This window comes from Kitasatospora sp. NPDC058444 (assembly GCF_042721415.1).
Classification (GTDB): Bacteria; Actinomycetota; Actinomycetes; order Streptomycetales; family Streptomycetaceae; genus Kitasatospora.
The window spans coordinates 24,108-46,299 of the sequence record NZ_JBHXLL010000026.1; the positions used below are offsets into that span (position 1 = coordinate 24,108).

Annotated in this window: 23 protein-coding genes and 1 pseudogene; 10 read left to right on the top strand and 14 right to left on the bottom strand. The window is 74.5% G+C overall.

The window, feature by feature from the left end:
• Positions 1-8 precede the first annotated feature (8 nt).
• The 3 genes from ACFWP2_RS25120 to zapE are packed head-to-tail and all read right to left on the bottom strand — an operon-like array spanning position 9 to position 1,794.
• A complete protein-coding gene (locus ACFWP2_RS25120) occupies positions 9-317 on the bottom strand; it encodes a helix-turn-helix domain-containing protein (protein WP_380455155.1) in 309 nt (102 codons plus the stop codon).
• Complete coding sequence (locus ACFWP2_RS25125) at positions 314-691, bottom strand: type II toxin-antitoxin system RelE/ParE family toxin (protein ID WP_380455157.1); 378 nt, start codon at positions 689-691, stop codon at positions 314-316. The genes ACFWP2_RS25120 and ACFWP2_RS25125 overlap by 4 nt, the downstream gene beginning before the upstream one ends.
• Before the next feature lie 59 nt (positions 692-750).
• On the bottom strand, positions 751-1,794 hold the full coding sequence (gene zapE / locus ACFWP2_RS25130; RefSeq protein ID WP_380455280.1) for a cell division protein ZapE: 1,044 nt from the start codon (positions 1,792-1,794) through the stop codon (positions 751-753).
• A gap of 171 nt (positions 1,795-1,965) precedes the next feature.
• Here zapE and ACFWP2_RS25135 point away from each other — a divergent pair, with 171 nt between their 5' ends.
• The 4 genes from ACFWP2_RS25135 to msrB all read left to right on the top strand — a co-directional run bounded on the left by ACFWP2_RS25135 (position 1,966) and on the right by msrB (position 5,263).
• Positions 1,966-2,757, top strand: coding sequence for a pyrimidine reductase family protein (locus ACFWP2_RS25135; protein ID WP_380455159.1), 792 nt, complete (start codon positions 1,966-1,968; stop codon positions 2,755-2,757).
• A gap of 51 nt (positions 2,758-2,808) precedes the next feature.
• On the top strand, positions 2,809-3,270 hold the full coding sequence (locus ACFWP2_RS25140) for an indole-3-glycerol phosphate synthase (RefSeq protein ID WP_380455161.1): 462 nt from the start codon (positions 2,809-2,811) through the stop codon (positions 3,268-3,270).
• Positions 3,271-3,413: 143 nt separating this feature from the next.
• Complete coding sequence (gene murC / locus ACFWP2_RS25145) at positions 3,414-4,802, top strand: UDP-N-acetylmuramate--L-alanine ligase (RefSeq protein WP_380455282.1); 1,389 nt, start codon at positions 3,414-3,416, stop codon at positions 4,800-4,802.
• Between the two features lie 56 nt (positions 4,803-4,858).
• The gene (msrB, locus tag ACFWP2_RS25150; protein WP_380455163.1) at positions 4,859-5,263 is read left to right on the top strand and encodes a peptide-methionine (R)-S-oxide reductase MsrB; all 405 of its coding nucleotides are present in this window, start codon (positions 4,859-4,861) and stop codon (positions 5,261-5,263) included.
• A gap of 115 nt (positions 5,264-5,378) precedes the next feature.
• On the opposite strand, the gene ACFWP2_RS25155 is transcribed toward msrB, so the two are convergent.
• The 7 genes from ACFWP2_RS25155 to ACFWP2_RS25185 form a co-directional block, all read right to left on the bottom strand.
• Complete coding sequence (locus ACFWP2_RS25155) at positions 5,379-6,575, bottom strand: cytochrome P450 (protein ID WP_380455165.1); 1,197 nt, start codon at positions 6,573-6,575, stop codon at positions 5,379-5,381.
• On the bottom strand, positions 6,572-7,183 hold the full coding sequence (locus ACFWP2_RS25160; RefSeq protein ID WP_380455284.1) for an ATP/GTP-binding protein: 612 nt from the start codon (positions 7,181-7,183) through the stop codon (positions 6,572-6,574). Before ACFWP2_RS25160 ends, ACFWP2_RS25155 begins: the two co-directional genes overlap by 4 nt.
• A 70-nt stretch (positions 7,184-7,253) precedes the next feature.
• Positions 7,254-7,610 carry a DUF742 domain-containing protein gene (locus ACFWP2_RS25165; protein ID WP_380455167.1) on the bottom strand — a complete coding sequence of 119 codons (357 nt, stop codon included), beginning with the start codon at positions 7,608-7,610 and terminating at the stop codon, positions 7,254-7,256.
• Complete coding sequence (locus tag ACFWP2_RS25170) at positions 7,607-8,038, bottom strand: roadblock/LC7 domain-containing protein (protein WP_380455169.1); 432 nt, start codon at positions 8,036-8,038, stop codon at positions 7,607-7,609. Before ACFWP2_RS25170 ends, ACFWP2_RS25165 begins: the two co-directional genes overlap by 4 nt.
• Positions 8,035-9,927, bottom strand: coding sequence for an ATP-binding protein (locus ACFWP2_RS25175; RefSeq protein WP_380455171.1), 1,893 nt, complete (start codon positions 9,925-9,927; stop codon positions 8,035-8,037). Before ACFWP2_RS25175 ends, ACFWP2_RS25170 begins: the two co-directional genes overlap by 4 nt.
• Before the next feature lie 144 nt (positions 9,928-10,071).
• Positions 10,072-11,082 carry an MBL fold metallo-hydrolase gene (locus tag ACFWP2_RS25180; RefSeq protein WP_380455173.1) on the bottom strand — a complete coding sequence of 337 codons (1,011 nt, stop codon included), beginning with the start codon at positions 11,080-11,082 and terminating at the stop codon, positions 10,072-10,074.
• Between the two features lie 208 nt (positions 11,083-11,290).
• Complete coding sequence (locus ACFWP2_RS25185; RefSeq protein WP_380455175.1) at positions 11,291-12,241, bottom strand: GNAT family N-acetyltransferase; 951 nt, start codon at positions 12,239-12,241, stop codon at positions 11,291-11,293.
• A gap of 269 nt (positions 12,242-12,510) precedes the next feature.
• Here ACFWP2_RS25185 and ACFWP2_RS25190 point away from each other — a divergent pair.
• The 4 genes and pseudogenes from ACFWP2_RS25190 to ACFWP2_RS25205 all read left to right on the top strand — a co-directional run bounded on the left by ACFWP2_RS25190 (position 12,511) and on the right by ACFWP2_RS25205 (position 16,644).
• Positions 12,511-13,925 (top strand): annotated as a pseudogene (locus ACFWP2_RS25190) (DUF692 domain-containing protein).
• 92 nt (positions 13,926-14,017) lie between these two features.
• Complete coding sequence (locus tag ACFWP2_RS25195) at positions 14,018-15,079, top strand: TIGR04222 domain-containing membrane protein (RefSeq protein ID WP_380455177.1); 1,062 nt, start codon at positions 14,018-14,020, stop codon at positions 15,077-15,079.
• Between the two features lie 141 nt (positions 15,080-15,220).
• Positions 15,221-16,003, top strand: a complete 783-nt coding sequence (locus ACFWP2_RS25200; RefSeq protein ID WP_380455179.1) for a TIGR04222 domain-containing membrane protein — start codon at positions 15,221-15,223, stop codon at positions 16,001-16,003.
• A 44-nt stretch (positions 16,004-16,047) separates the two neighbouring features.
• Complete coding sequence (locus tag ACFWP2_RS25205; protein ID WP_380455181.1) at positions 16,048-16,644, top strand: hypothetical protein; 597 nt, start codon at positions 16,048-16,050, stop codon at positions 16,642-16,644.
• 90 nt (positions 16,645-16,734) lie between these two features.
• On the opposite strand, the gene hemQ is transcribed toward ACFWP2_RS25205, so the two are convergent.
• The 3 genes from hemQ to ACFWP2_RS25220 are packed head-to-tail and all read right to left on the bottom strand — an operon-like array spanning position 16,735 to position 19,494.
• On the bottom strand, positions 16,735-17,460 hold the full coding sequence (gene hemQ / locus ACFWP2_RS25210) for a hydrogen peroxide-dependent heme synthase (RefSeq protein ID WP_380455183.1): 726 nt from the start codon (positions 17,458-17,460) through the stop codon (positions 16,735-16,737).
• Positions 17,457-18,887: a protoporphyrinogen oxidase gene (gene hemG / locus ACFWP2_RS25215; protein WP_380455185.1), complete on the bottom strand. Its 1,431-nt coding sequence runs from the start codon at positions 18,885-18,887 to the stop codon at positions 17,457-17,459. Before hemG ends, hemQ begins: the two co-directional genes overlap by 4 nt.
• A gap of 34 nt (positions 18,888-18,921) precedes the next feature.
• On the bottom strand, positions 18,922-19,494 hold the full coding sequence (locus tag ACFWP2_RS25220; protein ID WP_380455187.1) for a Uma2 family endonuclease: 573 nt from the start codon (positions 19,492-19,494) through the stop codon (positions 18,922-18,924).
• 55 nt (positions 19,495-19,549) lie between these two features.
• Here ACFWP2_RS25220 and ACFWP2_RS25225 point away from each other — a divergent pair, with 55 nt between their 5' ends.
• Entirely contained in the window at positions 19,550-19,990 is a 441-nt protein-coding gene (locus ACFWP2_RS25225) for a DUF523 domain-containing protein (protein WP_380455189.1), read from the top strand.
• A gap of 35 nt (positions 19,991-20,025) precedes the next feature.
• On the opposite strand, the gene hemE is transcribed toward ACFWP2_RS25225, so the two are convergent.
• Positions 20,026-21,039 carry a uroporphyrinogen decarboxylase gene (hemE, locus tag ACFWP2_RS25230; protein ID WP_380455286.1) on the bottom strand — a complete coding sequence of 338 codons (1,014 nt, stop codon included), beginning with the start codon at positions 21,037-21,039 and terminating at the stop codon, positions 20,026-20,028.
• Positions 21,040-21,275: 236 nt separating this feature from the next.
• Between hemE and ACFWP2_RS25235 the strand changes: the two genes are divergently transcribed.
• Complete coding sequence (locus ACFWP2_RS25235) at positions 21,276-21,938, top strand: DUF3000 domain-containing protein (RefSeq protein WP_380455191.1); 663 nt, start codon at positions 21,276-21,278, stop codon at positions 21,936-21,938.
• Positions 21,939-22,192 lie beyond the last annotated feature (254 nt).

Consider the following 22,192-nt stretch of genomic DNA (forward strand, 5'->3'; position numbering starts at 1 on the left):
CGGTTCGATCAGGCGGCGTGGGCCTCGAAGCTCATGGCCGGCTCCCGGGCGGGATCGATCCGCACGACGGAGTCGAAGGCCGCGGCGAGCCGCTCGATCAGCGGCAGGGTCGGATCGACCCCGCTCTCCTCGATGCTCTCGACGGTCTCCTCGTCCAGCCCCGCCCGCTCGGCGAGTTCGGCGGGCGTCCACCCGAGCGCGGAGCGCCGGGCGTACACGGCCTCGGCGAGCGCCATCCGGCGCCCGGCCGCGCGGTACTCCTCACTCTCGCGGTGCTCCGCCGGCACGGTCCAGCGGGTGTGGTAGCCGCCGCTCATCGCTGCTCCTCCCGGTCGTAGATCTCGTGATCGGCGGCGGGCAGGTGCTCCGCCTCGCAGACCTTCTGAGCGCGGCGTGCCCGTTCGACCTGATCGGTCTCGCGGTTCCTAGTCTTGCGGAAGACCGTCAGCAGCACAGCCCTGCGCCCCGGCGCGAGCCAGTACGTGATCCGCATGGGCCCGACCCTCAGCTCCCGCAGCGGTCCGCCCAGGTGGCTCGCCAGCGGGAACGGCAGCGTCTCACCGTCCTCGGCGAGGCGGTCGGCGGCGCGCTCGGCCGCCCGGTACTCGGCGATCGGGCAGTTCCCGAGCCACGCCCGCACCTCGGGCTCGATCTCGATCCCGTAGCCCGCCCGGCACTCGTCACCGGTCACGCGTCCCTCCCCCGCTCGGCAGTGGGAACAACTGCCGAACGGGGGGAAGGTCACGGGTCCTACTTGGCGCTGTCCCGGGCGAGGGCGACGAGGCGGGAGATGGCGCGCAGGTACTTCTTGCGGTAGCCGCCGCGGAGCATCTCCTCCGGGAAGACCTGGTCGAAGGGGAGGCCGGAGGCGGTGATCGGGAGCTCGCGGTCGTACATGCGGTCGGCGAGGACGACCAGGCGCAGCGCGGTGGACTGGTCGTCGACCTGCTGGACGCCGCGCAGGCAGACCGCGGTGACGTCGTCCAGCAGCGCGCCGTAGCGGCTGGGGTGGACGGCGGAGAGGTGGGTGAGCAGGGCGTCGAAGTCGTCCAGCGAGGCGCCGGGGGTGCGGGCCGCGACGGCGCCGACGGCCTCGTCGGAGTACGGCGGCGGGGCGTCCGGCAGGCCGCGGTGGCGGTAGTCCTGGCCGTCGATCCGCATCGGGCGGAAGTGCGCGGACAGGCCCTGGATCTCGCGCAGGAAGTCGGCGGCGGCGAAGCGGCCCTCGCCGAGCTTCTCCGGCAGGGTGTTCGAGGTGGCGCAGAGCTTCACGCCGTTGTCGACCAGCCGGCCGAGCAGGGTGGAGACCAGCACGGTGTCGCCCGGGTCGTCCAGCTCGAACTCGTCGATGCAGAGCAGGGTGTGCCCGGAGAGGGTCTGCACGGCCTGCTGGAAGCCGAGCGCGCCGACCAGGTTGGTCAGCTCGACGAAGGTGCCGAAGGCCTTGGGGCCGGGGGCGGTGTGCCAGAGCGAGGCGAGCAGGTGGGTCTTGCCGACGCCGTAGCCGCCGTCGAGGTAGACCCCGGCCGGGCCGGTGGGCGCGGGGGCGGAGCGGCGGAACCAGCTGCGCTTGGGTGCCGAACCGTTTCCTCCGCCGAGGGTGGCCGCGAACTGCTCCAGGACCTGGACGGCCTCGTACTGGCTCGGCTGAGTCGGGTCCGGGATGTACGTCCCGAAGCTCACGTCGGCGAACCGGGGCGGCGGGACCATCTCGGCGACCAGCCGCTCGGCGGGCACGACGGGACGGCGGTCGGTGAGCGCGATCGGGGAGCCGGACACGGGTGCGGCGGCTATCGGCTCGGTCGCGGTTGCGGAGTGGGAGGCTGCGGGCACATCAGTAGAGGGTACGCCTGCCCCGTACGCCGTCCGAACGACCCGGGGCCCGGACGCCCCACGACTCGGGGCCCCGAGCGGCGCGGCCCGCCGCCCCGGACGCCCCACGGCCCGCGGTGGAAGACTGAGGGCATGCAACAGTTGATCAGCCCGCTGAGCGGACGGCTCGCCGATCCGGCCGCGCTGGAGTCGCTCGCCGCCGTCTACGCGTACCCCGAACAGGTGAATCAGGGGCGCCCCTGGCTGCGCGCCAACATGGTGTCCGGCCTGGACGGCGGGGCCAGGCTGGACGGGCTCTCCGAGGGCCTCTCCGGCGACGCGGACAAGCGGATCTTCGGGGTGCTGCGGGCCCTGTCGGACGTGGTAGTGGTGGGCGCGGAGACGGTCCGCGCCGAGGGCTACCGGCCGGCCCGGGCGCGCGCGGAGTTCGCGGCGGCCCGGGCGGCGGCGGGCCAGGCGCCCGCCCCGGCGATCGCCGTGGTGAGCCGCTCGCTGCGGCTGGACCTGACCGCGCCGCTGTTCACCGAACCGCTGGTCAGGACGGTGGTGATCACCACCGAGGACGCCCCCGCGGAGCGCCGTAGGGCGGTCGCCGAGGTGGCCGACGTGGTGCCCGCCGGGACCGGTTCGGTGGACCTGCGGGCGGGCCTGGCGGCCCTGGCCGGGCGGGGCTGGACCCGGCAGCTGACCGAGGGCGGCCCGCGCCTGCTGGGGCAGCTCGCGGCGGCCGGCCTGCTGGACGAGCTGTGCCTGTCGCTGGCCCCGCTGCTCACCGGGGGCGACGCGCCGCGCATCCTGCACGATGCCCGAATGCCGGACGTCCAGCGGATGCAGCTGGTCTCATTGATCGAGCAGAAAGGATTCCTCTTCACTCGTTACCTGCGTCACCTGGGTTCGGATGACCCCGTGACCCCCCGATCGTGATCCCGTTATGCGATGCCGGGGCCCGGGGGCCGGCCACTGGAAGGGACTCACGTGTTCAAGACGGTACTGATGATCGAAAAGGCTCTCTCCGACGCGGACGTGGAACTCGTCACCACGCTCCACGGCGAGGAGAAGGTGTCCTTCGTCGTCCTGATGCAGCCGCGCGGCAAGCAGGACGAACTGCTGCGGGCGCTCGACGACGTCGCCCTCGGCCACCTCGACAAGGTGGTCCACGAGCACGACGAGTCCGAGACCGAACCGACCGTGGCCACCGAGTCGCTGGAGCACAGCCTGCGCCACCTGCGCACGGCCGGGGCCGAGGCGGTGGGCGAGCTGGTCGAGGAGAAGCCGCTGGAGCGGCTGCGCACGGTCGTCGAGGAGCAGCGGGCGGACGAGGTGGTGGTGCTCACCTCCCCGCACTTCGTGGAGGAGTTCTTCCACCGCGACTGGGCCTCCCGGGCCCGGCACCAGGTGGGGGTCCCGGTGCTCAGGCTGTTCGCCAGCGACTCCTGAGCGACTCCTGGCCCGGCGCGCCGGTGGTGCAGAATCGTCCTTGCGGTCCGCCCGCGAGGACGGTTCCGTCCTCCCGTTCCGCCCGCCCGCCCTGTCTGCCCCCGCCCGTACGGAGCCACGCCTTGAACGACGCCGCGCACGACCTGCACGCCCCGCACTTCATCGGCATCGGCGGCGCCGGGATGTCCGGCCTGGCGAAGATCCTCGCCGTGCGCGGGGCCAGCGTCTCCGGCAGCGACGCCAAGGAGTCCGAGACCGTTCTCGCGCTGCGCGCCCTCGGCGCCACCGTGCACGTCGGCCACGCCGCCGAGCACGTGCCGGACGGCACCAGCAGCGTGGTCGTCTCCAGCGCGATCCGCGCCGACAACCCGGAGCTGGTCGCCGCCCACGAGCGCGGCATCCCGGTGGTGCACCGCTCCGACGCGCTGGCCGCGCTGATGGGCGGCCGCCGGGCGCTGGCGGTGGCCGGCACCCACGGCAAGACCACCACCACCAGCATGCTCGCCGTCGCCCTCGGCGAGCTGGGCCTGGACCCGTCCTACGCGATCGGCGGCGACCTCGACGCGCCCGGCTCCAACGCCCACCACGGCACCGGCGAGATCTTCGTCGCCGAGGCGGACGAGAGCGACCGCAGCTTCCACAAGTACGCGCCGGAGGTGGCGATCGTGCTCAACGTGGAGCTGGACCACCACGCCAACTACGCCTCGATCGAGGAGATCTACGAGTCCTTCGAGACCTTCGTCGGCCGGATCGTCCCCGGCGGCACCCTGGTGGTCTCGGCCGACCACGACGGCGCCCGCGAGCTCACCTCCCGGGTGGCCGGCCGCGAGGGCCTGAACGTGGTGACGGTCGGCTCCGCCGAGGACGCCGACCTGCGGGTGCTGTCGGTGGTCGCCCACGGCATGACCAGCGAGGTCACCGTGCTGCTGGACGGCGCCGAGCTGTCCTTCACCGTCTCGGTGCCCGGCCGGCACTACGCCCACAACGCGGTGGCCGCGCTGGCCGCCGGCGTCGCGCTGGGCGTCCCGGCCGCCGACCTGGCCAAGGCGCTCGGCGCCTACACCGGCGTGCGCCGCCGCCTCCAGCTCAAGGGCGAGGCCGCCGGGGTCCAGGTGATCGACTCCTACGCCCACCACCCCACCGAGATGACCGCCGACCTGGAGGCGATCCGCGAGGGCCTGACCGGCGGGGGCCGGGTGCTGGTGGTCTTCCAGCCGCACCTGTTCAGCCGCACCCAGCAGCTCTCCGAGGAGATGGGCCGCGCCCTGGCGCTGGCCGACGCCTCCGTGGTGCTGGACATCTACCCGGCCCGTGAGGACCCGATCCCCGGCGTGACCAGCGAGCTGATCATCGACGCCGCCCGCCGGGCCGGCGCCGAGGTCACCGCCGAGCACTCCTTCGCCGCCGCCCCCGCCCTGCTGGCCGGCCTCGCCCGCCCGGGCGACCTGCTGCTCACCATGGGGGCCGGGGACGTCACCAACCTCGGTCCGGAAATCCTGGAGCACCTCGCGAACGTTGCATCCAACGTCTGACCCACGTCCGTCTGACCCACGTCCGTCCGACGTACGCCGCGACCGGGAGCCGTGAGATGAGCTACGAGATCGAGAAGACCGAGGCCGAGTGGCGCGCCCAGCTCAGCCCCGAGGAGTACCACGTGCTCCGCGAGGCGGGCACCGAGCGCCCGTTCACCGGTGAGTACACCGACACCAAGACGGTCGGCGTCTACGGCTGCCGGGCCTGCGGGGCCGAACTGTTCAGCTCCGAGACCAAGTTCGACAGCCACTGCGGCTGGCCGTCCTACTACGCGCCGCTGGCCGGGGACCGGGTCCAGTACATCGAGGACAACTCGCTCGGGATGCGCCGGGTCGAGGTGCGCTGCGCCCGCTGCGGCGGGCACCTGGGGCACGTCTTCGAGGGCGAGGGCTACGGCACGCCGACGGACCAGCGGTACTGCATCAACAGCGTCTCGCTGACGCTGAAGCCCGCCGAGTAGGACGAACGGCGACGGGCCCGGGCATCCTGCGGTGTCCGGGCCCGCGTGCTGTCCCGGCTCGTGTGCCTGCCCGGGCTCGTGTGCCTGCCCGGGCGCCGCTGTGAAGGGCCTCGCGCTACCCCGCGACCGGCGCGAACCGGACCGGAAGGTGCATCAGGGCGCGGTGGAACGGGCCGGGGCGCCAGAGCAGTTCCCCGGCGGGGGTGGACAGTTCGAGGTCGCTCAGGCGGCTGCCCAGCTGCTCGATGGCGGTGATCGCGATCAGCAGGGCCGGGTCCCGGGCCGGGCAGGCGTGCGGGCCGGCCGCCCAGGCCAGGTGGGCGCTCTCGCCGCCGCGCAGCACGCCGTCGCCGTCGGCGGGCGGCGCGGCCTGGGAGTTGGCGGCCGCGTACGAGACCAGGACCAGCGTGCCCGCCTTGATCTCGCGGCCGTGGAAGGTGATGTCGTACCGCGGGTAGTGGGCCGAGAGGTTCGCCATCGGCGGCTCGTGCCAGAGCACCTCGTCGATCGCCTGGTGGGCGGTCATCGCGCCGCCGAACAGCGAGCCGGCGTAGCGGGCGTCGGTGAGCAGGCGCAGCAGGGCGTTGCCGATCAGGTTGGTGGTCGGTTCGTGCCCGGCGATCAGGGTCAGGGTGATCTGCCGGATCACCTCGTCGTCGTCCAGCCCGACCGGGTGGGTGACGTACCAGGAGGCGAGGTCGTGCCGGGGGCGCTCGCGGCGCTCGGCGACCATCGCGGTGACCACCGCGAGGAGCTTGCCGTACGAGGCGCCCGCCCGGGCGGTGGACTCGATGAGCCCGGTGATCGCGGCCACCACCTCGGCGCGCTGGTCCTCCGGGACGCCGAACCAGGTGGTGAGGGCGAAGGCGGGCAGCTGGCGGGCGTACTCGGCGATCAGGTCGGCGTGGCCGACGGCGGCGAAGCGGTCGATCAGCCGGTGCGCGGTCTCGGCGACCTGGCGCTGGAGCCGGTGCGGTTCGAACAGCGCGAGGGCGTCGGTGATCACCGCCCGGTAGCGGGCGTGGGTCTCGCCGTCGCTGAACAGGGCGGTCGGGCGGTAGCCGAGGACGGGCAGCAGCGGGGAGTCCGGCGGGACGGTGCGCTGCCAGGCCCGGGAGTCCTTGGAGAAGGTGTCGGTGTCGCGCAGCAGGTCCAGCGCGGCCTGGTAGTCGGTGACCAGCAGGGCCTCGACGCCGGGCGCGACCTCGACCGGGGCGAGCGCGCCGTGCCGACGCAGCCGCTCGTAGACCGGCTGGGGGTCGGCGGCGAAGGCCGGGCCGTGGATCGGGGTCGGGCGGGACTCGACGGTCACGGCTGCTCCGGGGCGGCGGGGGCGACGGGCTCGGCGGCGGCGTCGGGGTCGGTGGACGCGTCGCGGTCGGCGGACGCGGCGGGCAGGGCCTCCAGGACGTGCTCGGCCAGCGCGATCAGCGCGTCCAGGCTGCTGTCGCGCTCACGGGCGTCGCAGAGCAGCAGCGGGGTGGCGGCGTGCAGGTCCAGGTGGGTGCGCAGCACCTCGACCGGGTGCTCCGGCGCGTCCGGGAAGCGGTTGACGGCGACGGCGTACGGCAGGCCCTGCTCCTCGACCATGTCCATGATCTCGAAGGAGTCGGCGAGCCGGCGGGTGTCGGCGAGCACCAGGGCGCCCACGGCGCCGCGGGCGATGTCCTGCCAGAGCGGGAAGAAGCGGCGCTGGCCGGGGGTGCCGAACAGGTAGAGCACGACGTTGCCGGGCAGGGTGAGCCGGCCGAAGTCGACGGCGACGGTGGTGGTGGCCTTCTCGGGCACGCCTGCCAGGTCGTCCACCGGGCGACCGGTCTCGGTCATCGCCTCCTCGGTGTGCAGGGTGGCGATCTCCGAGAGGGTGCGGATGAGGGTGGTCTTGCCGACCCCGAACGGGCCGGCCACCACCAGTTTCATCAGCGTCTGGTCCTGGTCGGGCAGGTAGCCCACCCGGCTCTGGTCTTCCGGGTCCGGCCGGACGGCCGGGTCACCGGAGCGCACGGAGTCCAACGAGGAGCCTCTCGACGATGGAGCGGTCGGTCTGCTGGGCGCGCGGGATCGGTGCGCGGGCGTGCAGGCAGCCCGACTCGACCAGGTCGGCCGCGAGGAAGACGGTGGCGCTGACCGGCAGGCGCAGGTGCGCGGCGGCCTCCACCACGGTCAGCGCGCCGGGGCGCAGCAGTTCCCAGAGCCGGCGGTGTTCGGGTTCGAGCGCGTCCGGCGGATCGGCGCGGTCGGCGAACAGCACGGTCAGCCGCTCGAAGCCCTTGGTGCCGGGGCGGCTGCTGCGGCCGCCGGTGGCCAGGTAGGCGGGCACCATCCGCCTGCGGGGGGTGGCGGTCATGACCGGCCGTCGTCGTCCTGCCGCCGGGTCGGGCTCGCGAGCGCGCGACCGAGGGCGGCGACCTGTAGCTGCATCTGGTAGGACACGTTGCCGAGTTGGGCGTCCGGCGAGGTGAACACGGCGAGCGAGGTGTTCTCCCCGGCGGGCACCACGATGGCGTAGCCGAGGTCGGACTCCACCACGGTCTGGGCCAGCCGGGGCCGCTCGACGTCGGTGAACGCGGCGGTGAAGGCCCGGGCGGCGGCGTGGACGGTGGCGGTCATCGCGGCGACCCGCTCGGCCGAGGCTCGCTCCAGGCCGTCCGAGGCGCCCTCGACCAGTCCGTCACCGGTGGCGACGACCGCGTGCAGCACACCCGGCAGCTCCAGCAACGGGGTCAGCACCCACGAGATCTCGTCGGTGGCGGTCGGGCTGGGCGTGCTGGTCACTGCTGGGCTCCCTCTGGGGTCGGACCGGTGCTCTGGTCACCGGGGTCGCGGCCGGCGGTGGTGCCGCCGGGGGTGTTCGTCGTGCCGAAGGTGCTGCCGCCGGGCGCGGAGGCGGCCTCCTCGCGGGCGGCCCGGGCCACGGCGGCCCGGCCGGAGTCGGTGCCCCGCTGCAACGCCTGCCAGTGGGCGGCGGCCCTCTCGGGGGTGCGGTCGGGCGCGGGGGCCGGGGCGGGGGCCGGGGCCGGACCAGGGGCCGGGGCGGGCTTGGCGCCAGACGGTTGTTCGGCGGCCGGCGGCCGGCGGCGGCGCCGGGTGGGCAGGCCGGTGCCGTCGTCGGGCACAGGTGCGTCCGTCGCGGGGGTGTCCGTCGCAGGTGCGTCCGGCGCGGGCGCACCGGCCGTCGCGGGCGCGTCGTCCGCTGCCGGCCCGTCCGCCGCCAGCCCGTCCGCCACCGGATCGGGCACCACCCGGATGGCCGGCGCCGGGTGCGGGCCCGGCCGGTTGTGGCGGTCGGCGAGCCGCGGGCCGTCCTGCTCGTCCGCGTCACGCATCGGCGGGACGGCCGCGACGGTGGGCGCCGGGGCCGGGCCGGCGCCGGCCCGCAGCGGCAGCGGGGTGAGCACCGACAGCGGCTGCTCGTCGTCCACGACGGTCACCAGCGCGGCCGGGATGCGCAGGATGGTCCGCATGCCGCCGTACGGCGAGGGCTCGATGTGACAGGAGAAGCCGTACTGGCGGGCCAGCTTGCCGATCACCGCGAAGCCGGTCTTGGGCGGGTTGCCGAGCTCGGTGAGCAGCATGTCGGGCGGGCCGGCCAGCAGTCGGCGGGCGCGGCGCAGCTGGTCCTCGTCCATGCCGATGCCGCTGTCGTCGATGATCACCAGCGCGCCGCGGCCGCCCTGCTGGACGGTGACCGGCACCTCTGTCTCCGGGTGGGAGTAGGCGGTGGCGTTGGCGAGCAGTTCGGCGATGGTGACGGCGATCGGCTCGGCGGCCCGGGCGACCACGGCGAGGCGCTGCTCGCGCAGGTGGTTGGCGACCTTGATCCGGGCGTAGCCGGGCACCCGGGAGAGCGCGCCGACGACCACCTCGGCGAGTGGCGAGTCGGTGCGGGCCAGGCCCGGCCAGGCCTCGCAGAGCACCGCGATGGTCTGGATCCGGCGCAGCGCGACCTCGTTGCGGAAGTCGACCTCCAGCAGCCGGGGGTCGTCGTTCTCGTGCTGGAGCTGCTGGACCAGGCTCTGGATCTGGTACAGCAGGGTCTGGATCCGGGAGGTGGCGCCGCGCATGGCGGCGCGGGCGGCGGCGTCCACCCGTTCGCGCTCGTCGGCGAGGGCGGCGTGGGCGGCGTCCAGGACGGCCTGCAGGGCCCGGACGGCCTCGGGGCCGACGGCCTGCGGGTCCAGGGGGCCGACCAGCGGGGCGTTGGTGTGGGTGAGCCGTACGGCGGTGGCGGCGACCCGCTCCTGGGCGAGGTGGCCGATCTCGGCGAGCAGCGCGGTTGCCCGGGTCTCGGCGGCGGCGAGCGCGCTCTCGGCCTGCTCGGCGCGGGCGGTCGCGGCGGCGCCCTGCCGCAGGGTGTCCCGGACGGTGTCCTGTGCGTGCCGGGCCGCTTCCTGGGCCTCGCGGACGCTGTCCTCGGCGGCCCGGGTGCGTTCCTGGGCCAGCCGGGTCTCCTCGGCGGAGCGCCGGGCGGCGTCCTGGGCCTCGCGCTGCTGCTGCTCGGCGCGGGCGAGTCTGCCCTCGGCGGCCCGGGTGCGCTCCTCGCCGCGACCGAGGGCGGTCTCGGCGGCCGAGGCCCGGGCGACGGCCCCGGCCCGGCCGCGGGCGAGCACGGCCGCGGCCACGGCGGCGACCAGCGCCAGGACGATCAGCGCGATCTGCGTCATCGAAGTCCTCGGGAGTGCTTGCGGGTGTGGCTCGGTGGTGCGGCCGGGCCTGCCGGGAGACGGGTGCGGCGGGGCCTGCCGGGAGGGGGGTGCGCTGCCCGGGGAGCCGGGGTGGGCCCGGTTCCGGGCGGCGCGCGGGCGGGATCAGCTCCGGGCGGTGCGCGGGCGCGGGCAGTGGGTGGCGTCCTCGGCCAGCTCCCGGGCCACCAGGGCGACCTGGCCCATGGCCTCCAGGACGCCCGGGGCCGCGGAGCCGTCCAGGTGCCGGTACTCGGCCGCGACGGTGAGCACCAGCCGTTCGGGCAGGCCGAGTTCGGGGTGGCGCTGCTCGGCGATCACCCGCCGGGCGGCGTCCAGCGCGGGTATGCCGGCGGCGTGCAGGGCGTGGGCGCGCTCGCGGACGTAGGCGAGGTAGCCGATGTGCTCGCGGACGCCGTCGCGGTCGAGCACCGGGCCGTGGCCGGGCACGAAGATCTCCGCGCCGGTGGCCAGGGCCTGCTCGCAGGCGCCGATGACGTTCTCCAGCGGTCCGGCCCAGTGCGAGGGGTGGTCGCCGGGCTGCTCGGGCGTCGAGGAGAAGATCACGTCGCCGGTGAACACCGCGCGCTGGTGCGGGAGGTGGACCAGGAGGTCCCCGCCGGTGTGGGCGGCGGGCAGGCTGGTGATCTGCACCGGGTGGCGGCCGACGGTCAGCTCCAGCTCGCCGGTGAAGACGGTGTCGGGGCGCACCGGCTCGGTGCCGGACCAGTCGAACCGCCCGAAGTGCTCCTTGAGGTAGCCGCCGAGCGGCGAGTGCGGGTCGCTGTTGGCGACCAGCGCGTGCTGCTGCTGCGGGGTGGGCTCCCAGTGGATGTGCTCCAGGGCCTCGCGGGTGGCGATCACCTCGGCGTCCGGCAGCACGCCGGCGCCCCACAGGTGGTCCCCGTTGGCGTGGGTGACGACCACCCGGTCGATCCCGACCCCGGCCGGCAGCAGCCGCCGGCTCGCGGCGAGGAACTCCTCGGCCATCGAGGGGTCGTACGGCGTGTCGATCCAGAGCGCGGTGGTCTCCGAGGCCAGCAGCCCGCAGTTGGCCAGGCCCCATCCCCGCTTCGGCGGGAGCCACACGTAGAGGTCCTCGGCAATCGCGCTCACGTTCGCACGGTTGATCGTCATGTGCGCGATTATCCCCATGCCGTGACAGGAGTGGAGCAAAACTATTACAGTTCAAGCCACTTCGCGCCCGGAGCAACCCGAGCTGTCCCGATTCGTCCCACGTGGTCTGGACCACATCTGGCCGAAGTGGCCCGGCCCGCGCCCCGGTTGGGACCCGGCCGACGGCCGGGGGATCCCACCGGAAGGCGTCCTCGGAGCGTCGGATCCGCTACCGGGCCGACCGGTTCAGCCGCTTGATCCCCTTGCGCTCCCCCGCGCAGCGTTCGTAGCCGAGCCAGGCGTTGATCGCCAGCATCGGCGCATTGGTCGTGTCGTTGCTGGTGTACGCGTGCCGGTGCCCAGCGGCCGCGGCGAGCCGCAGCGACTCCAGCTTGGCCAGTTTGGTCAGCCCCCGGCCGCGGAACTCCCGGCGGCAGGCGGTGAACGCGGACCAGTAGCGGTCCACCCCGTCGGTCAGCGCCATGCTGAACGCGGCCGGCCGGCCGTCCACCACCGCGACGACGCTCAGCGACATGTCCCGGTCCGGCCGGTTCCAGTCGTTGCGCAGCCAGTCCTCGTACTCGTAGGCGTCCATCGGCACCTCGCTGCCGGGCTCGTCCAGGATGGCGTCCGCCTCGACCAGGAACACCGGGTGCGGGTCGGCCGCCCAGTCGGCGGCCGGGCGCAGCTCGACGCCGGCCGGCCGTACCGGCGCGGGCGGCAGCGGCAGCGCGAGGTCCCGTCCGGCGAACTGCATGGCGCGCCCGAGCCGGTAGCCCCGGGCGGTGCCGAAGGCCAGCGAGGCGGGTTCGTCGTCCAGCCAGGTGTGCAGCTCCGTCACCCCGTGCCCGGTCAGGTGCCGCTCGGCCGCGTCCAGCAGGGCGGTGGCCGCGCCGCGCCGCCGGAACTCCGGCAGCACGCTGCCGTTGGCGTAGCCGACGCCCGTGGTCGTCGTCCCGAGCACCACCCCGCAGCGCACCGCGCCGACCACCCGGCCGCCCAGTTCGGCGACGAAGGTGCGGAAGTGCTCGTCGGGGCTGGGCTGGGCGTTCAGCCAGACCAGGGCTTCGGCGGAGAGCACCAGGTGCTCGCGCCCGGCCCGGTGGGCCGCGGCCACGGCCACGGCGTCCTCGGGGCGGAAGTCACGGATCGTCAAGGAGGAGGAATCAGAAGAAGTCATGGATTCCCACGCTAGCCTCGCCGGCCCGCCCGGCGCCTCCGGTTTTTCCCGCCGGAAGGGCGCCCCACCTGCGGGAACGGACCGGTCTCGGGACCAAAGTCCCTCACGGCCGGGACGACATGCTCAAATAATGCTCTGAGAAGACCGGGTGAGGCTTGGCAGCCACCCCGCCCGGGGACATTCTCAGCAGCACGGCCACGCGGTTCCGGCGACGACGCCCGCACCGCTTCGACGGCCCTCCCACCCGGCCCTCAGAAGGGGGCGAACCGATGACTTCCCCTGCCCTGGAACTGACTGCCTCCGCCACCGCGAGCCACGAGGCCACCTCCCCGGGAACCGCACCCCGCGAAGCCGCGACCCGAGAAGCCGCGACCCGCCTGGGCGTCGGCCTCGGGTGGCGCAGTGAGATCGACACCGTGGTCGAGCGCCAACCGGGCCTGGACTGGGTCGAGGTGGTCGCCGAGAACATCTGCGCCGACCACCTGCCCGACTCCCTGACCGTCCTGCGCGAACGCGGCGTCACCGTCGTCCCGCACGGCGTCGGTCTCGGCCTCGGCGGCGCCGACCTGCCCGACCCCGGCCGGCTCGACCGGCTCGCCGAGGCCGCGCTGGCCCTCGGTTCCCCGCTGGTCACCGAGCACCTGGCGTTCGTCCGGGCCGGCGGCCTGGAGGCCGGCCACCTGCTGCCCGTCCCCCGCACCCGGGACTCGCTGCGGGTGATCGCCGAGAACGTCCGGATCGCCCAGGACCGGCTTCCGGTGCCGCTCGCCCTGGAGAACGTCGCCGCCCAGCTCGCCTGGCCGGACGACGAGTTCACCGAGGGCCAGTTCCTCGCCGAGCTCGTCGAGCGCACCGGCGTCCGGCTGCTGATCGACGTCGCCAACCTGCACACCAACCGGGTCAACCTCGGCATCGACCCGGCCGCCGAACTCGACCGCCTGCCGCTGGAGTCGCTCGCCTACGTCCACGTCGCGGGCGGCACCCTGGTCGACGGCGTCTGGCACGACACCCACGCCCACCCCGTCACCGAACCGGTGCTGGAGGTGCTGGCCGAACTCTGCGCGCGGGTCGCCCCGCCCGGGGTGCTGCTGGAGCGGGACGCCAACTTCCCGCCGCCCAGCGAGCTGGCCGGTGAACTGGACGCCATCCGCCGGGTGCTGGAGGGGAGCATCCGGCGATGAGCGACCTGACGAGAACGGCGCGGAACCTCGCCCACCCGGACCCCACCGCCGACCCGGACCTCACCCGGCGAAACCTCGCTGACCCGGACCCCACCGCCGACCCGGACCTCGACGCCGCCCGGCAGCGCCTGGCCCGGCGCCAGGAGGAGCTGCTGGCCGCCCTGGTGGCCGGCGGGCCCGTCCCGCCCGGCTTCGACGAGCGCCAGGTCCGCGCCCAGTCCACCGGCCTGGCCGCCAAGCGGCGGGACACCACCGCCAAGGTGGCCCCGGACCTGCCCCGGACGCTCGGGGCGCAGTACGGCCCGCTCTTCCTCGACTACGCCCGCTCCCACCCGCAGACCGGCGGCTACCGCGCCGACGCCCGGGCCTTCGCGCAGTGGGCGCTCACCGCCGGCGGCCCGCTCGCCGCCGACCACCGCCGGGCCCTGGAGCAGTGGCTCCACCCGGCACCCGTACGGCCGCCGGGCCCGCTCGCCCGCCTGCGCCGGGCCCTGCGCCGCTGACGGCCGGGCCGCCGCCGAACCCGGCGGCGCCGGACGCCGAACCCGGCCGCACCGAACTCTGCCGCACCATCACCACCTCGGGGGAACCGCCCATGTGGCACAACAGCTACTTCATCGTCCCGGCCGTCCTGCTGGTGACCGCCGCCCTGTACGCCGCCCGGACCCGACAGCGCGTCGGCCGGGTCCGCTACGCCAAGGGCCTGCCCGGCCGCGGTCTGCCGCTGCTCGACACCGCGTTCCTGTCCGGCGGGCCGGGGCGGGTGTTCGACACCGCCATGGTCCGGATGCACCTGAACGAGCAGGCCGTGGTCAGCCGCTCCGGTCTCGTCACGCTCACCGGCGCCAAGCCGTACGACGCCGTCGACAAGGCCGTCCAGGACGCCGTCGGCCCGACCGGGAGCCGTGAGATCGGCCCGCTGCGCCACGCCGTGATGCGCTCCGCCGCCGTCCAGGAGATCGGCGACCGGCTCGCCGACCGCGGCCTGCTGCGCCGCCCCGAGCGACTGCGCCGGGCCCGCACCGCCCGCCGACTGCTCTGGCTCGCGATGCTCCTCGTGGTGGCCTCCGCGGTGGCCGCCCTCCTGCTCGACGACGGCGCCGCGGGCCACGACCGCCCGAACCTCTGGACCCCGGGCCTCCTGCTGGTCGGTGGCTTCGCCACGCTGCTCGCCACCGCGCCGTTCAAGGGCCGGATCACCCCGGCCGGGCAGCGCCAGCTCTCCCTGATGCAGGGCACGCCGTGGAAGCCCAACGCCGGCGTGCCGCCCCAGCTGGCCGGCGGCGCGCTGCTGGGCGCGCTCGCGCTCGGCGGCCTGGCCGCCGCCGGGCTGGACAACCCGGAGCTGGAGGCCGCGATGCTGGCCGCGTCGGCCGAGGAGGAGGCCGTACGGCAGGCGGTCGCCGCGAACTCCCTCTCCTCGTCGTCCTCCTCGTCCGGTTCCTCCTGCGGCGGGGGCTCCGCCTCCTGGTGCGGCTCCTCCGACTCCGGTTCCTCCGGCTCCGGTTGCGGCTCGTCCAGCTGCGGTTCCTCATCCTCCTCGTCGAGTTGCGGTTCCTCGTCCTCCTCCAGCTGCGGGTCCTCCTCGTCGAGCTGCGGGTCCTCGTCCTCCTCCAGCTGCGGGTCGAGCTGTGGCGGCGGCGGCTGCGGCTCCTGAGCCCCCACCGGGCGCACCGGCGCCGCACCGCCGGACGAACCCGCAGGACGCGCCTTCGAACTCGCCTTCGGACGTCACAGTTCGGTATCGCGGACCGGGAAGACGTTCCGCCCGCCGTCGACGCAGGCATAGAACAAGCCCATGTGGTTGCTGTTCCTCATACCGGCCTGTGTCGCGGCGGTCCTGTCCTGCCTCCGACTGGTCCGGATGACCGCCACCGCCGACGCCCTGGCCGACCGGACCGGCCTGCGGCCACCCGAAGCCGTCGGCATCGGCCTCTACGAGACCGCCTACCTGGCCGGCGGCCCGGACCGGGTGGTCGAACTCGCCCTCGTCCTGATGGCCGGCCGCGGCCGGCTGCACCTGGCGCACACCGGCTGGACCACCGTGGTCGACCCCCGGGGCCGCAGCCGCCTGGAGCGGGCGGTCATCGCCACCGTCGGCCCCGAGATCCAGTGCCGGACCGACGACCTGCGCCGGGCCATGGCCGAACACCCCACCGTGCTGGAGATCGGCGCCCGGCTCACGCTGGCCGGCCTGGCCACCCCGGCCCTGGTGCAGCGCAACACCGTGGTGGTGGTCCGGCAGGTCCGGCACGCGCTGCTGCTGACGCTGGTCCTGCTGGCCGCGTCGCTGGCCGTCGGCGGCCTCACCGGCGGTGACGTCCTCACCCCGCTCGCCTGGTTCTCGCTGCCGGTGGTGCTCACCTCGGGCACCCTGCTGATGGCCCGGGTCGACGTCTACCCGTACACCCGCTGGGCCTCCCCGATCGGCCAGGAGGTCCTGCGCGAGGTCCGCCCGGCCCGCCAGCGCGGCCTGGCCGACGACGAGGAGCGCGAACTGCTCACCGCCGTCGCCATGAACGGCCCGGCCGTCCTGCCCGACGCCCGCCTGCGCGCCGCCCTGCGCCCGCACCGGACCTGAAAACCGGCTGCGCCGACCCCTCCGACCAGGGCAGACTCCGGCCCATGGACGAATCCCCCGGCAACCCCGGCGTCAGCGGGCAGGGCCTCGGCAGGAAGGGCCTCGCGACGCTGGAACGCGCCCGCCGCGAGGGCCGCCCGGTCCGGCTGCGCCGCTCCGTCCCCGGAGCCGACCGCCTGGAGGGCTTCGTCCTCGGCACCGGCCCGGTCTGGACCCTGCTCGCCGCCTGCACCGACCACCGCCTCGACGGCTGGACCGCCGTACGCACCGCCGACCTGCACAAGGTCGGCGACCAGGGCGGCCCCGAGAGCCTGACCGTACGGGCGCTGCGCCGCCGCGGCCTGTGGCCGGTCCGCCCGCCCGGCGCCGACCTGCCGCTGGACGACCTGCCCGGCCTGCTCACCGCCGCCTGCGCCGAGTACGGCCTGATCGCCCTGCACACCGAGCGCCTCGACCCCGACGCCTGCCGGGTCGGTACGGTCACCGCGCTGCGCCCCGCCTCCCTGCGGCTGCACGAGGTCGACCCGGAGGCGCGCTGGTACCCGGAGCCGACGAAGTTCCGGCTCCGGGACGTCACCCGGGTCGACCTCGGCGACCACTACACCTCCGTGCTGCGCGAGTTCGCCGGGCCCCGCCCGTAGACCGACCGCGCCCGTGGACCGACCGCGCCCGGGAACGCCGGAGGCCGGCTCCCCGTGGGGGAACCGGCCTCCGAAGAACAGCGGGACCGCTCAGACCAGGCCGTTCAGCAGCTCACTGACCGGCTTGCGCCGACCGGTGAAGAACGGCACCTCCTCACGGACGTGCAGCCGGGCCCGGGAGGGGCGCAGGTCGCGCATCAGGTCGACGATCCGGTGCAGCTCGTCCGCCTCGAAGGCGAGCAGCCACTCGTAGTCGCCGAGCGCGAACGAGGCCACCGTGTTGGCCCGCACGTCCGGGTAGCCGCGCGCCATCATGCCGTGCTCGGCGAGCATCGCGCGCCGCTCCTCGTCCGGCAGCAGGTACCACTCGTAGGAGCGGACGAACGGGTACACGCAGACGTAGTCGCGCGGGCGCTCGTCGGCCAGGAAGGCCGGGATGTGCGACTTGTTGAACTCGGCCGGGCGGTGCAGCGCCATGTTCGACCAGACCGGCTCCAGCGCCCGGCCGAGGCCAGTGCGGCGGAAGCGGTTGTACGCCTCCTGAAGGTCGTCCGAGTCGGCGGCGTGCCACCAGACCAGGATGTCGGCGTCCGCGCGCAGACCGGAGACGTCGTACGTGCCGCGCACGGTCACGTCCTTGGCGGCCAGCTGGGCGAACAGCTCGTCCACCTCGGCGGCCAGCGCGGTGCGGTCCTCGGGCAGGGCGCCCTTGAGCTTGAACACCGACCACATGGTGTAGCGGATGACCTGGTTCAGGTCGCGCGCCTTCTTCTTCTCGGGCCGCTGCTCCGGCTCCCGCTCAACGCTCTCAGTCATGCGCCCATTGTCCTCTCCGTGGAACCTTCCCCGGTCGCCGGGGTCAGCAGTCTGTCGACGGCCGCGGCGGCGGCGGCCGCCGAACCGATGCACGCCGGAATGCCCACCCCGTCGTACGCGGCGCCGCACAGCGCCAGCGCGCCCACCCGCCCGGCCGCCGCCCGCACCCGGGCCACCCGGTCCAGGTGCCCCACCGGGTACTGCGGCAGACCGGCCGAGAAGCGGGAGACGAAGGTGTCGTACGGCCGGGCGGTCAGCCCGATCGCCTCCTCCAGGTCCGCCAGCGAGCGCGCCACCAGCTCCTCGTCCGGCAGCCCCAGCGCCTCCTCCTCGCGGTACCGGCCCAGCGAGGTGCGCAGCAGGAACGCGTCCGGCGCGGAGCGCGCCAGCCAGCCCCACTTGTTGGAGGAGAAGGTCGAGGCCTTGATCCGCCGGCCGTCCACCGGCGGCACCAGGAAGCCGCTGCCGCCGGGCGGCTCGGGCAGGTCGGCGCGGCGGAAGGCCAGGGTCACCAGGGCCATGCCCGCGTACTCGACGGCGTCCAGCTCGGTGGCGGCCGCCGGGGCGTCCTCGCGCAGCAGCCGGGCCGCGACCGGGGCCGGGACGGCCAGCACCACGGCGTCCGCGTGCAGCACCTCGCCGCCGGTCACCACCCGCCAGCCGTCGGGGGTGCGGCGCAGCTCGTCCACCGGGGCGTCGGTGCGCAGGTCCACGCCCGCCCCGACGCAGGCCGCGGCGACCGCGCCGGGCAGGGTGCCGAGGCCGCCGCGCAGGCCCTGGAACACCGGGGTGCCGACCACCTTCGGCCGGGAGGCCAGCTCGTGCACCCCCTCGACCAGCGAGCCGCCGCCGCGCGCGATCGACAGCAGCTGCGGGACGGCGGCGCGCAGCGAGATCTCCTCGGCGCGGCCCGCGTAGACGCCGCCGAGCAGCGGCTCGACCAGCCGGTCCACGACCTCCCGGCCGAGCCGGTCGGCGACGTAGCGGCCGATCGCGATGTCCTCGCCGACCTCGGTGGGCCGCTCGTTCCGGGCCCGCTCCAGCCCCTCGTCGCTCAGCACGCCGGAGGCGGCCAGCGCCTCCAGGTCGCCGGGGACGCCCATCACCTGCCCGCCGGGCAGCGGCCGCAGCGCGCCGCGGGTCCAGATCGCGGCCTTCGCGGTGGTCGGCGGCTCCAGCTCCTCGCCGAGCCCGACCGCCCGCGCCAGCTCCACCGCCTCCGGCCGCCGGGCCAGCACCGACTCGGCCCCGAGGTCCACCCGGACCCCGCCGACCTCCCCGCCCCACAGCTTCCCGCCGACCCGCCCGGACGCCTCCAGCAGCGTCACCCTCGCCCGCGCGGCCCCCCCGGCCGCACCGCTCAGGAAAGCGGCCGCAGCCAGCCCCGCGATCCCACCACCGACGACGACGACCTGTGCATCCGACATGCTCCGCAGTCTCGCAGGTCTTTACGCCGGACCATCAATCCGCTGCACGCCGCAGATCGATCGTGATCGGGAACGGCACGGGGCGTTCGAGGGTGCCGCGGAAGATCCCGGCCGGGGCGTACGCGGAGGTCGCCCCGTCCAGCTCGTAGACGTGTACCGCCGCCCGGCCGTCCTCTTCCTCCTCGACGATCCAGTAGTGCGGGATGCCGGCCTCGGCGTACTTGCGGACCTTGACCGTACGGTCGCGCTGTGCGGACTCCGGCGAGACGACTTCGATGACGAGCAGCACCTCATCCGGGGTGAACTGCGTACGCCTTCCCTCGAACTCGGCCCTGACCACGAGAACATCCGGCTCGGGACGGTTCCACTGGTCGAGCTTGATCGACATCTCCCGGCCGACCCTGACGCCTTCCGGAACCTGGGCGCGCAGCGCGGTCTTCAGGTTGTCGACGACCTCACCGTGCCACCAGCGCTGCGGGGACATCATGAAGACCAGTGCTCCATCGATCAGTTCGGTGTGCCGCGGCGCCTGCGGCAGGTGGTCGAGGTCATCGGCGAACCAGCCCTCGACTCTGGGCGCGTACATCCAGTCCGGCAGCTCGCTCATGCCCTCAAGATAGCGAGTCGAGGGCTGCGACGGACCGCCGCTTAGGGTGTGTGCTATGGAACCGATCATGGTGAGTGCGTGTCTGGCCGGGATTCCCTGCCGGTACGACGGGCGGGCGAAGACCTCCGACGGCGCCGTGCGGCTGGTCGAGGAGGGGCGGGCCGTGGTGGTGTGCCCGGAGGGGGCGGGCGGGCTGCCGACGCCGCGGCCGCCGGCGGAGATCGTGGGCGGGGACGGCGCGGACGTGCTGGACGGGCGGGCCCGGGTGGTGGACGCGACCGGGGCGGACTGCACCGCGGAGTTCCTGGCCGGCGCCCGGGCGGCGCTGTCCGCCGCCGAGGAGGCGGGGGCGCGGCGGGCGGTGCTGATGGCGCGCAGCCCGTCCTGCGGCTGCGGGCAGGTGTACGACGGGTCGTTCACCGGGGAGCTGCGCCCCGGCGACGGGGTGACGGCGGCGCTGCTGCGCCGGGCCGGGATCGAGGTCACGGCCGGGTAGCGGGCCCCCGGTGCCGGAGGCCCGCCACCGGGAGGTCAGCGGGCGCTGGCCTCGTGGACGAAGGCGACGAGGCGGCTGAGCGCGTCCGGGTCCATGGACGGCAGCACGCCGTGGCCGAGGTTGAAGATGTGGCCGCTGGTGCCGAGCGCCTGGGCGGCGTGCAGCACCTCGCGGGCCTTGGTCTCCACGACCTTGGTGGGCGCGAACAGCACCGCCGGGTCGAGGTTGCCCTGCAGGCCCTTGCCCGGGCCGACCCGCTCGGCGGCGACGTTCAGCGGCACCCGCCAGTCGACGCCGACGATGTCCGCGCCGGCCTGGCCCATCAGGCCGAGCAGCTCGCCGGTGCCGACGCCGAAGTGGATCCGCGGCACGCCGTACCCGGCGACGGCGTCGAAGACCTTGGTGCTGGACGGCATCACCGAGCGGCGGTAGTCGTCCGGCGCGAGCGCGCCGACCCAGGAGTCGAACAGCTGGACCGCCGAGGCGCCGGCCTCGATCTGGACCTTGAGGAAGGCCGAGGTGATGTCCGCGAGCCGGTCCACCAGGGCGGCCCACAGCTCGGGCTGCCCGTACATCATGGCCTTGGTGTTCTCGTGGTTCTTGGACGGCCCGCCCTCGATCAGGTAGCTGGCCAGGGTGTACGGCGCCCCGGCGAAGCCGATCAGCGGGGTCTCGCCGAGCTCGTCCACCAGCAGGCCGACGGCCTCGGTGATGTAGGGGACGTCGTCCGGCTCCAGCGGGCGCAGCCGCTTGAGGTCCTCGAAGGTGCGGATCGGGTCGGCGATGACGGGGCCGATGCCGGGCTTGATGTCGACGTCGATGCCGACGGCCTTGAGCGGCACCACGATGTCGCTGAAGAAGATCGCCGCGTCCACCTTGTGCCGGCGCACCGGCTGGAGGGTGATCTCCTTGACCAGCTCGGGCCGCATGCAGGACTCCAGCATGGGGATGCCCTCGCGGACCTTCAGGTACTCGGGCAGCGAGCGGCCGGCCTGGCGCATGAACCACACCGGGGTGTGCGGCACGGGCTCGTGCCGGCAGGCGCGCAGGAACGCCGAGTCGTGCGCGGCGCCGCGACGCCGGGAGGTGGTCGGGCCGTCGTGGGTGGCCGCCGTGGTGTCTGCCGTTGTCTCGCTCACGCGTCAAATCTTCGCACGCGTGCCGGGCCCGGTTTCCCGGCCGGTCTCGTCGGTTCCTCCAAGATCTGTCCGGGTTTGCCGTTCCGGCACGCCGCTGGGAGAGAAGTTGCGGCGATAACCCCGTTCTTCGACCTAGTCTTCGGGGCATGGCAGCGGTCGGAGGGCACCCCGCGCAGGGTGGCGGAGCAGGTGGCGGAGCGGGGCGCGAGGGGGCGCCGAGCGAGTTCCGGGCGGCCGTGGCGGCCCTGGACGGGGCCCGGCTGCGGCCCGAGGTGCAGCTCTCCCCCGCGCCGGCGCCGCGCCGGCTCGCCCCGTACTCGTTCGCGGTGACCGCCTCGGTGGAGGTCGACGGCGAGGAGCTGGCGGACGGCCGGCTGGTGCTGCTGTACGACCCTGCCGGACAGGAGGCCTGGAACGGGGAGTTCCGGGTGGTCACCATGACCCGGGCCGAGCTGGAGCCGGAGATGGCGGGCGACCCGATGGTCTCCGAGGTGGGCTGGTCCTGGCTGCTGGACACCCTGCAGGCGCACGGCGCAGGGTACGCGGAGCCGTCCGGCACGGTGACCCTGGCCTCCTCCCAGTACTTCGGCGGCCTGGCGGACCGCCCGTCCTCGACCGAGATCGAGATCCGGGCCTCCTGGACCCCGTCCGACGGCCGCTTCGAGCGGCACCTGGCCGCCTGGGCGGACCTGCTGTGCGTCAGCGCCGGCCTGCCTCCGGCCGCCCCGGCCCCGCAGGGGCCCGCCGAGGTTCCTTCACTCGGTGGAGTGGTCCCGATGCCGGCCCGGCGACGCCCCCGGTCGCACTGACGGGTGGTGTGCGGGCGCGGCGGCCCCCTGAGGCCGGACGCCACCCCCAGGGCTGACGGAGTGTGACTTCGGATCCGCTCTACGTCAATTCACCGGTCGATACCGACCGATCGACACCGAATCTGATCGATTTTGTGCGAATAGCGGGCATGTCGCATCAATCATTTGCGCGATTTGTCCGTATTGTTACTCACTAGATCGTGATCACTTGCTAAAGCCGGGCACGGTTGCTGCCGAAGCAGACTGTGACCCTT

What these genes read in the sequence shown, in the direction of transcription:
- ACFWP2_RS25235 (WP_380455191.1), top strand. Translation starts at nt 21,276, where the DNA reads ATGGCAGCGGTCGGAGGGCACCCCGCGCAGGGTGGCGGAGCAGGTGGC.
- ACFWP2_RS25225 (WP_380455189.1), top strand. Translation starts at nt 19,550, where the DNA reads ATGGAACCGATCATGGTGAGTGCGTGTCTGGCCGGGATTCCCTGCCGG.
- hemQ (WP_380455183.1), bottom strand. Translation starts at nt 17,460, where the DNA reads ATGACTGAGAGCGTTGAGCGGGAGCCGGAGCAGCGGCCCGAGAAGAAG.
- ACFWP2_RS25205 (WP_380455181.1), top strand. Translation starts at nt 16,048, where the DNA reads ATGGACGAATCCCCCGGCAACCCCGGCGTCAGCGGGCAGGGCCTCGGC.
- ACFWP2_RS25160 (WP_380455284.1), bottom strand. Translation starts at nt 7,183, where the DNA reads ATGAAACTGGTGGTGGCCGGCCCGTTCGGGGTCGGCAAGACCACCCTC.
- ACFWP2_RS25175 (WP_380455171.1), bottom strand. Translation starts at nt 9,927, where the DNA reads ATGACGCAGATCGCGCTGATCGTCCTGGCGCTGGTCGCCGCCGTGGCC.
- ACFWP2_RS25120 (WP_380455155.1), bottom strand. Translation starts at nt 317, where the DNA reads ATGAGCGGCGGCTACCACACCCGCTGGACCGTGCCGGCGGAGCACCGC.
- ACFWP2_RS25180 (WP_380455173.1), bottom strand. Translation starts at nt 11,082, where the DNA reads ATGACGATCAACCGTGCGAACGTGAGCGCGATTGCCGAGGACCTCTAC.
- msrB (WP_380455163.1), top strand. Translation starts at nt 4,859, where the DNA reads ATGAGCTACGAGATCGAGAAGACCGAGGCCGAGTGGCGCGCCCAGCTC.
- ACFWP2_RS25165 (WP_380455167.1), bottom strand. Translation starts at nt 7,610, where the DNA reads ATGACCGCCACCCCCCGCAGGCGGATGGTGCCCGCCTACCTGGCCACC.
- ACFWP2_RS25135 (WP_380455159.1), top strand. Translation starts at nt 1,966, where the DNA reads ATGCAACAGTTGATCAGCCCGCTGAGCGGACGGCTCGCCGATCCGGCC.
- hemG (WP_380455185.1), bottom strand. Translation starts at nt 18,887, where the DNA reads ATGTCGGATGCACAGGTCGTCGTCGTCGGTGGTGGGATCGCGGGGCTG.
- ACFWP2_RS25185 (WP_380455175.1), bottom strand. Translation starts at nt 12,241, where the DNA reads ATGACTTCTTCTGATTCCTCCTCCTTGACGATCCGTGACTTCCGCCCC.
- ACFWP2_RS25200 (WP_380455179.1), top strand. Translation starts at nt 15,221, where the DNA reads ATGTGGTTGCTGTTCCTCATACCGGCCTGTGTCGCGGCGGTCCTGTCC.
- ACFWP2_RS25195 (WP_380455177.1), top strand. Translation starts at nt 14,018, where the DNA reads ATGTGGCACAACAGCTACTTCATCGTCCCGGCCGTCCTGCTGGTGACC.
- ACFWP2_RS25220 (WP_380455187.1), bottom strand. Translation starts at nt 19,494, where the DNA reads ATGAGCGAGCTGCCGGACTGGATGTACGCGCCCAGAGTCGAGGGCTGG.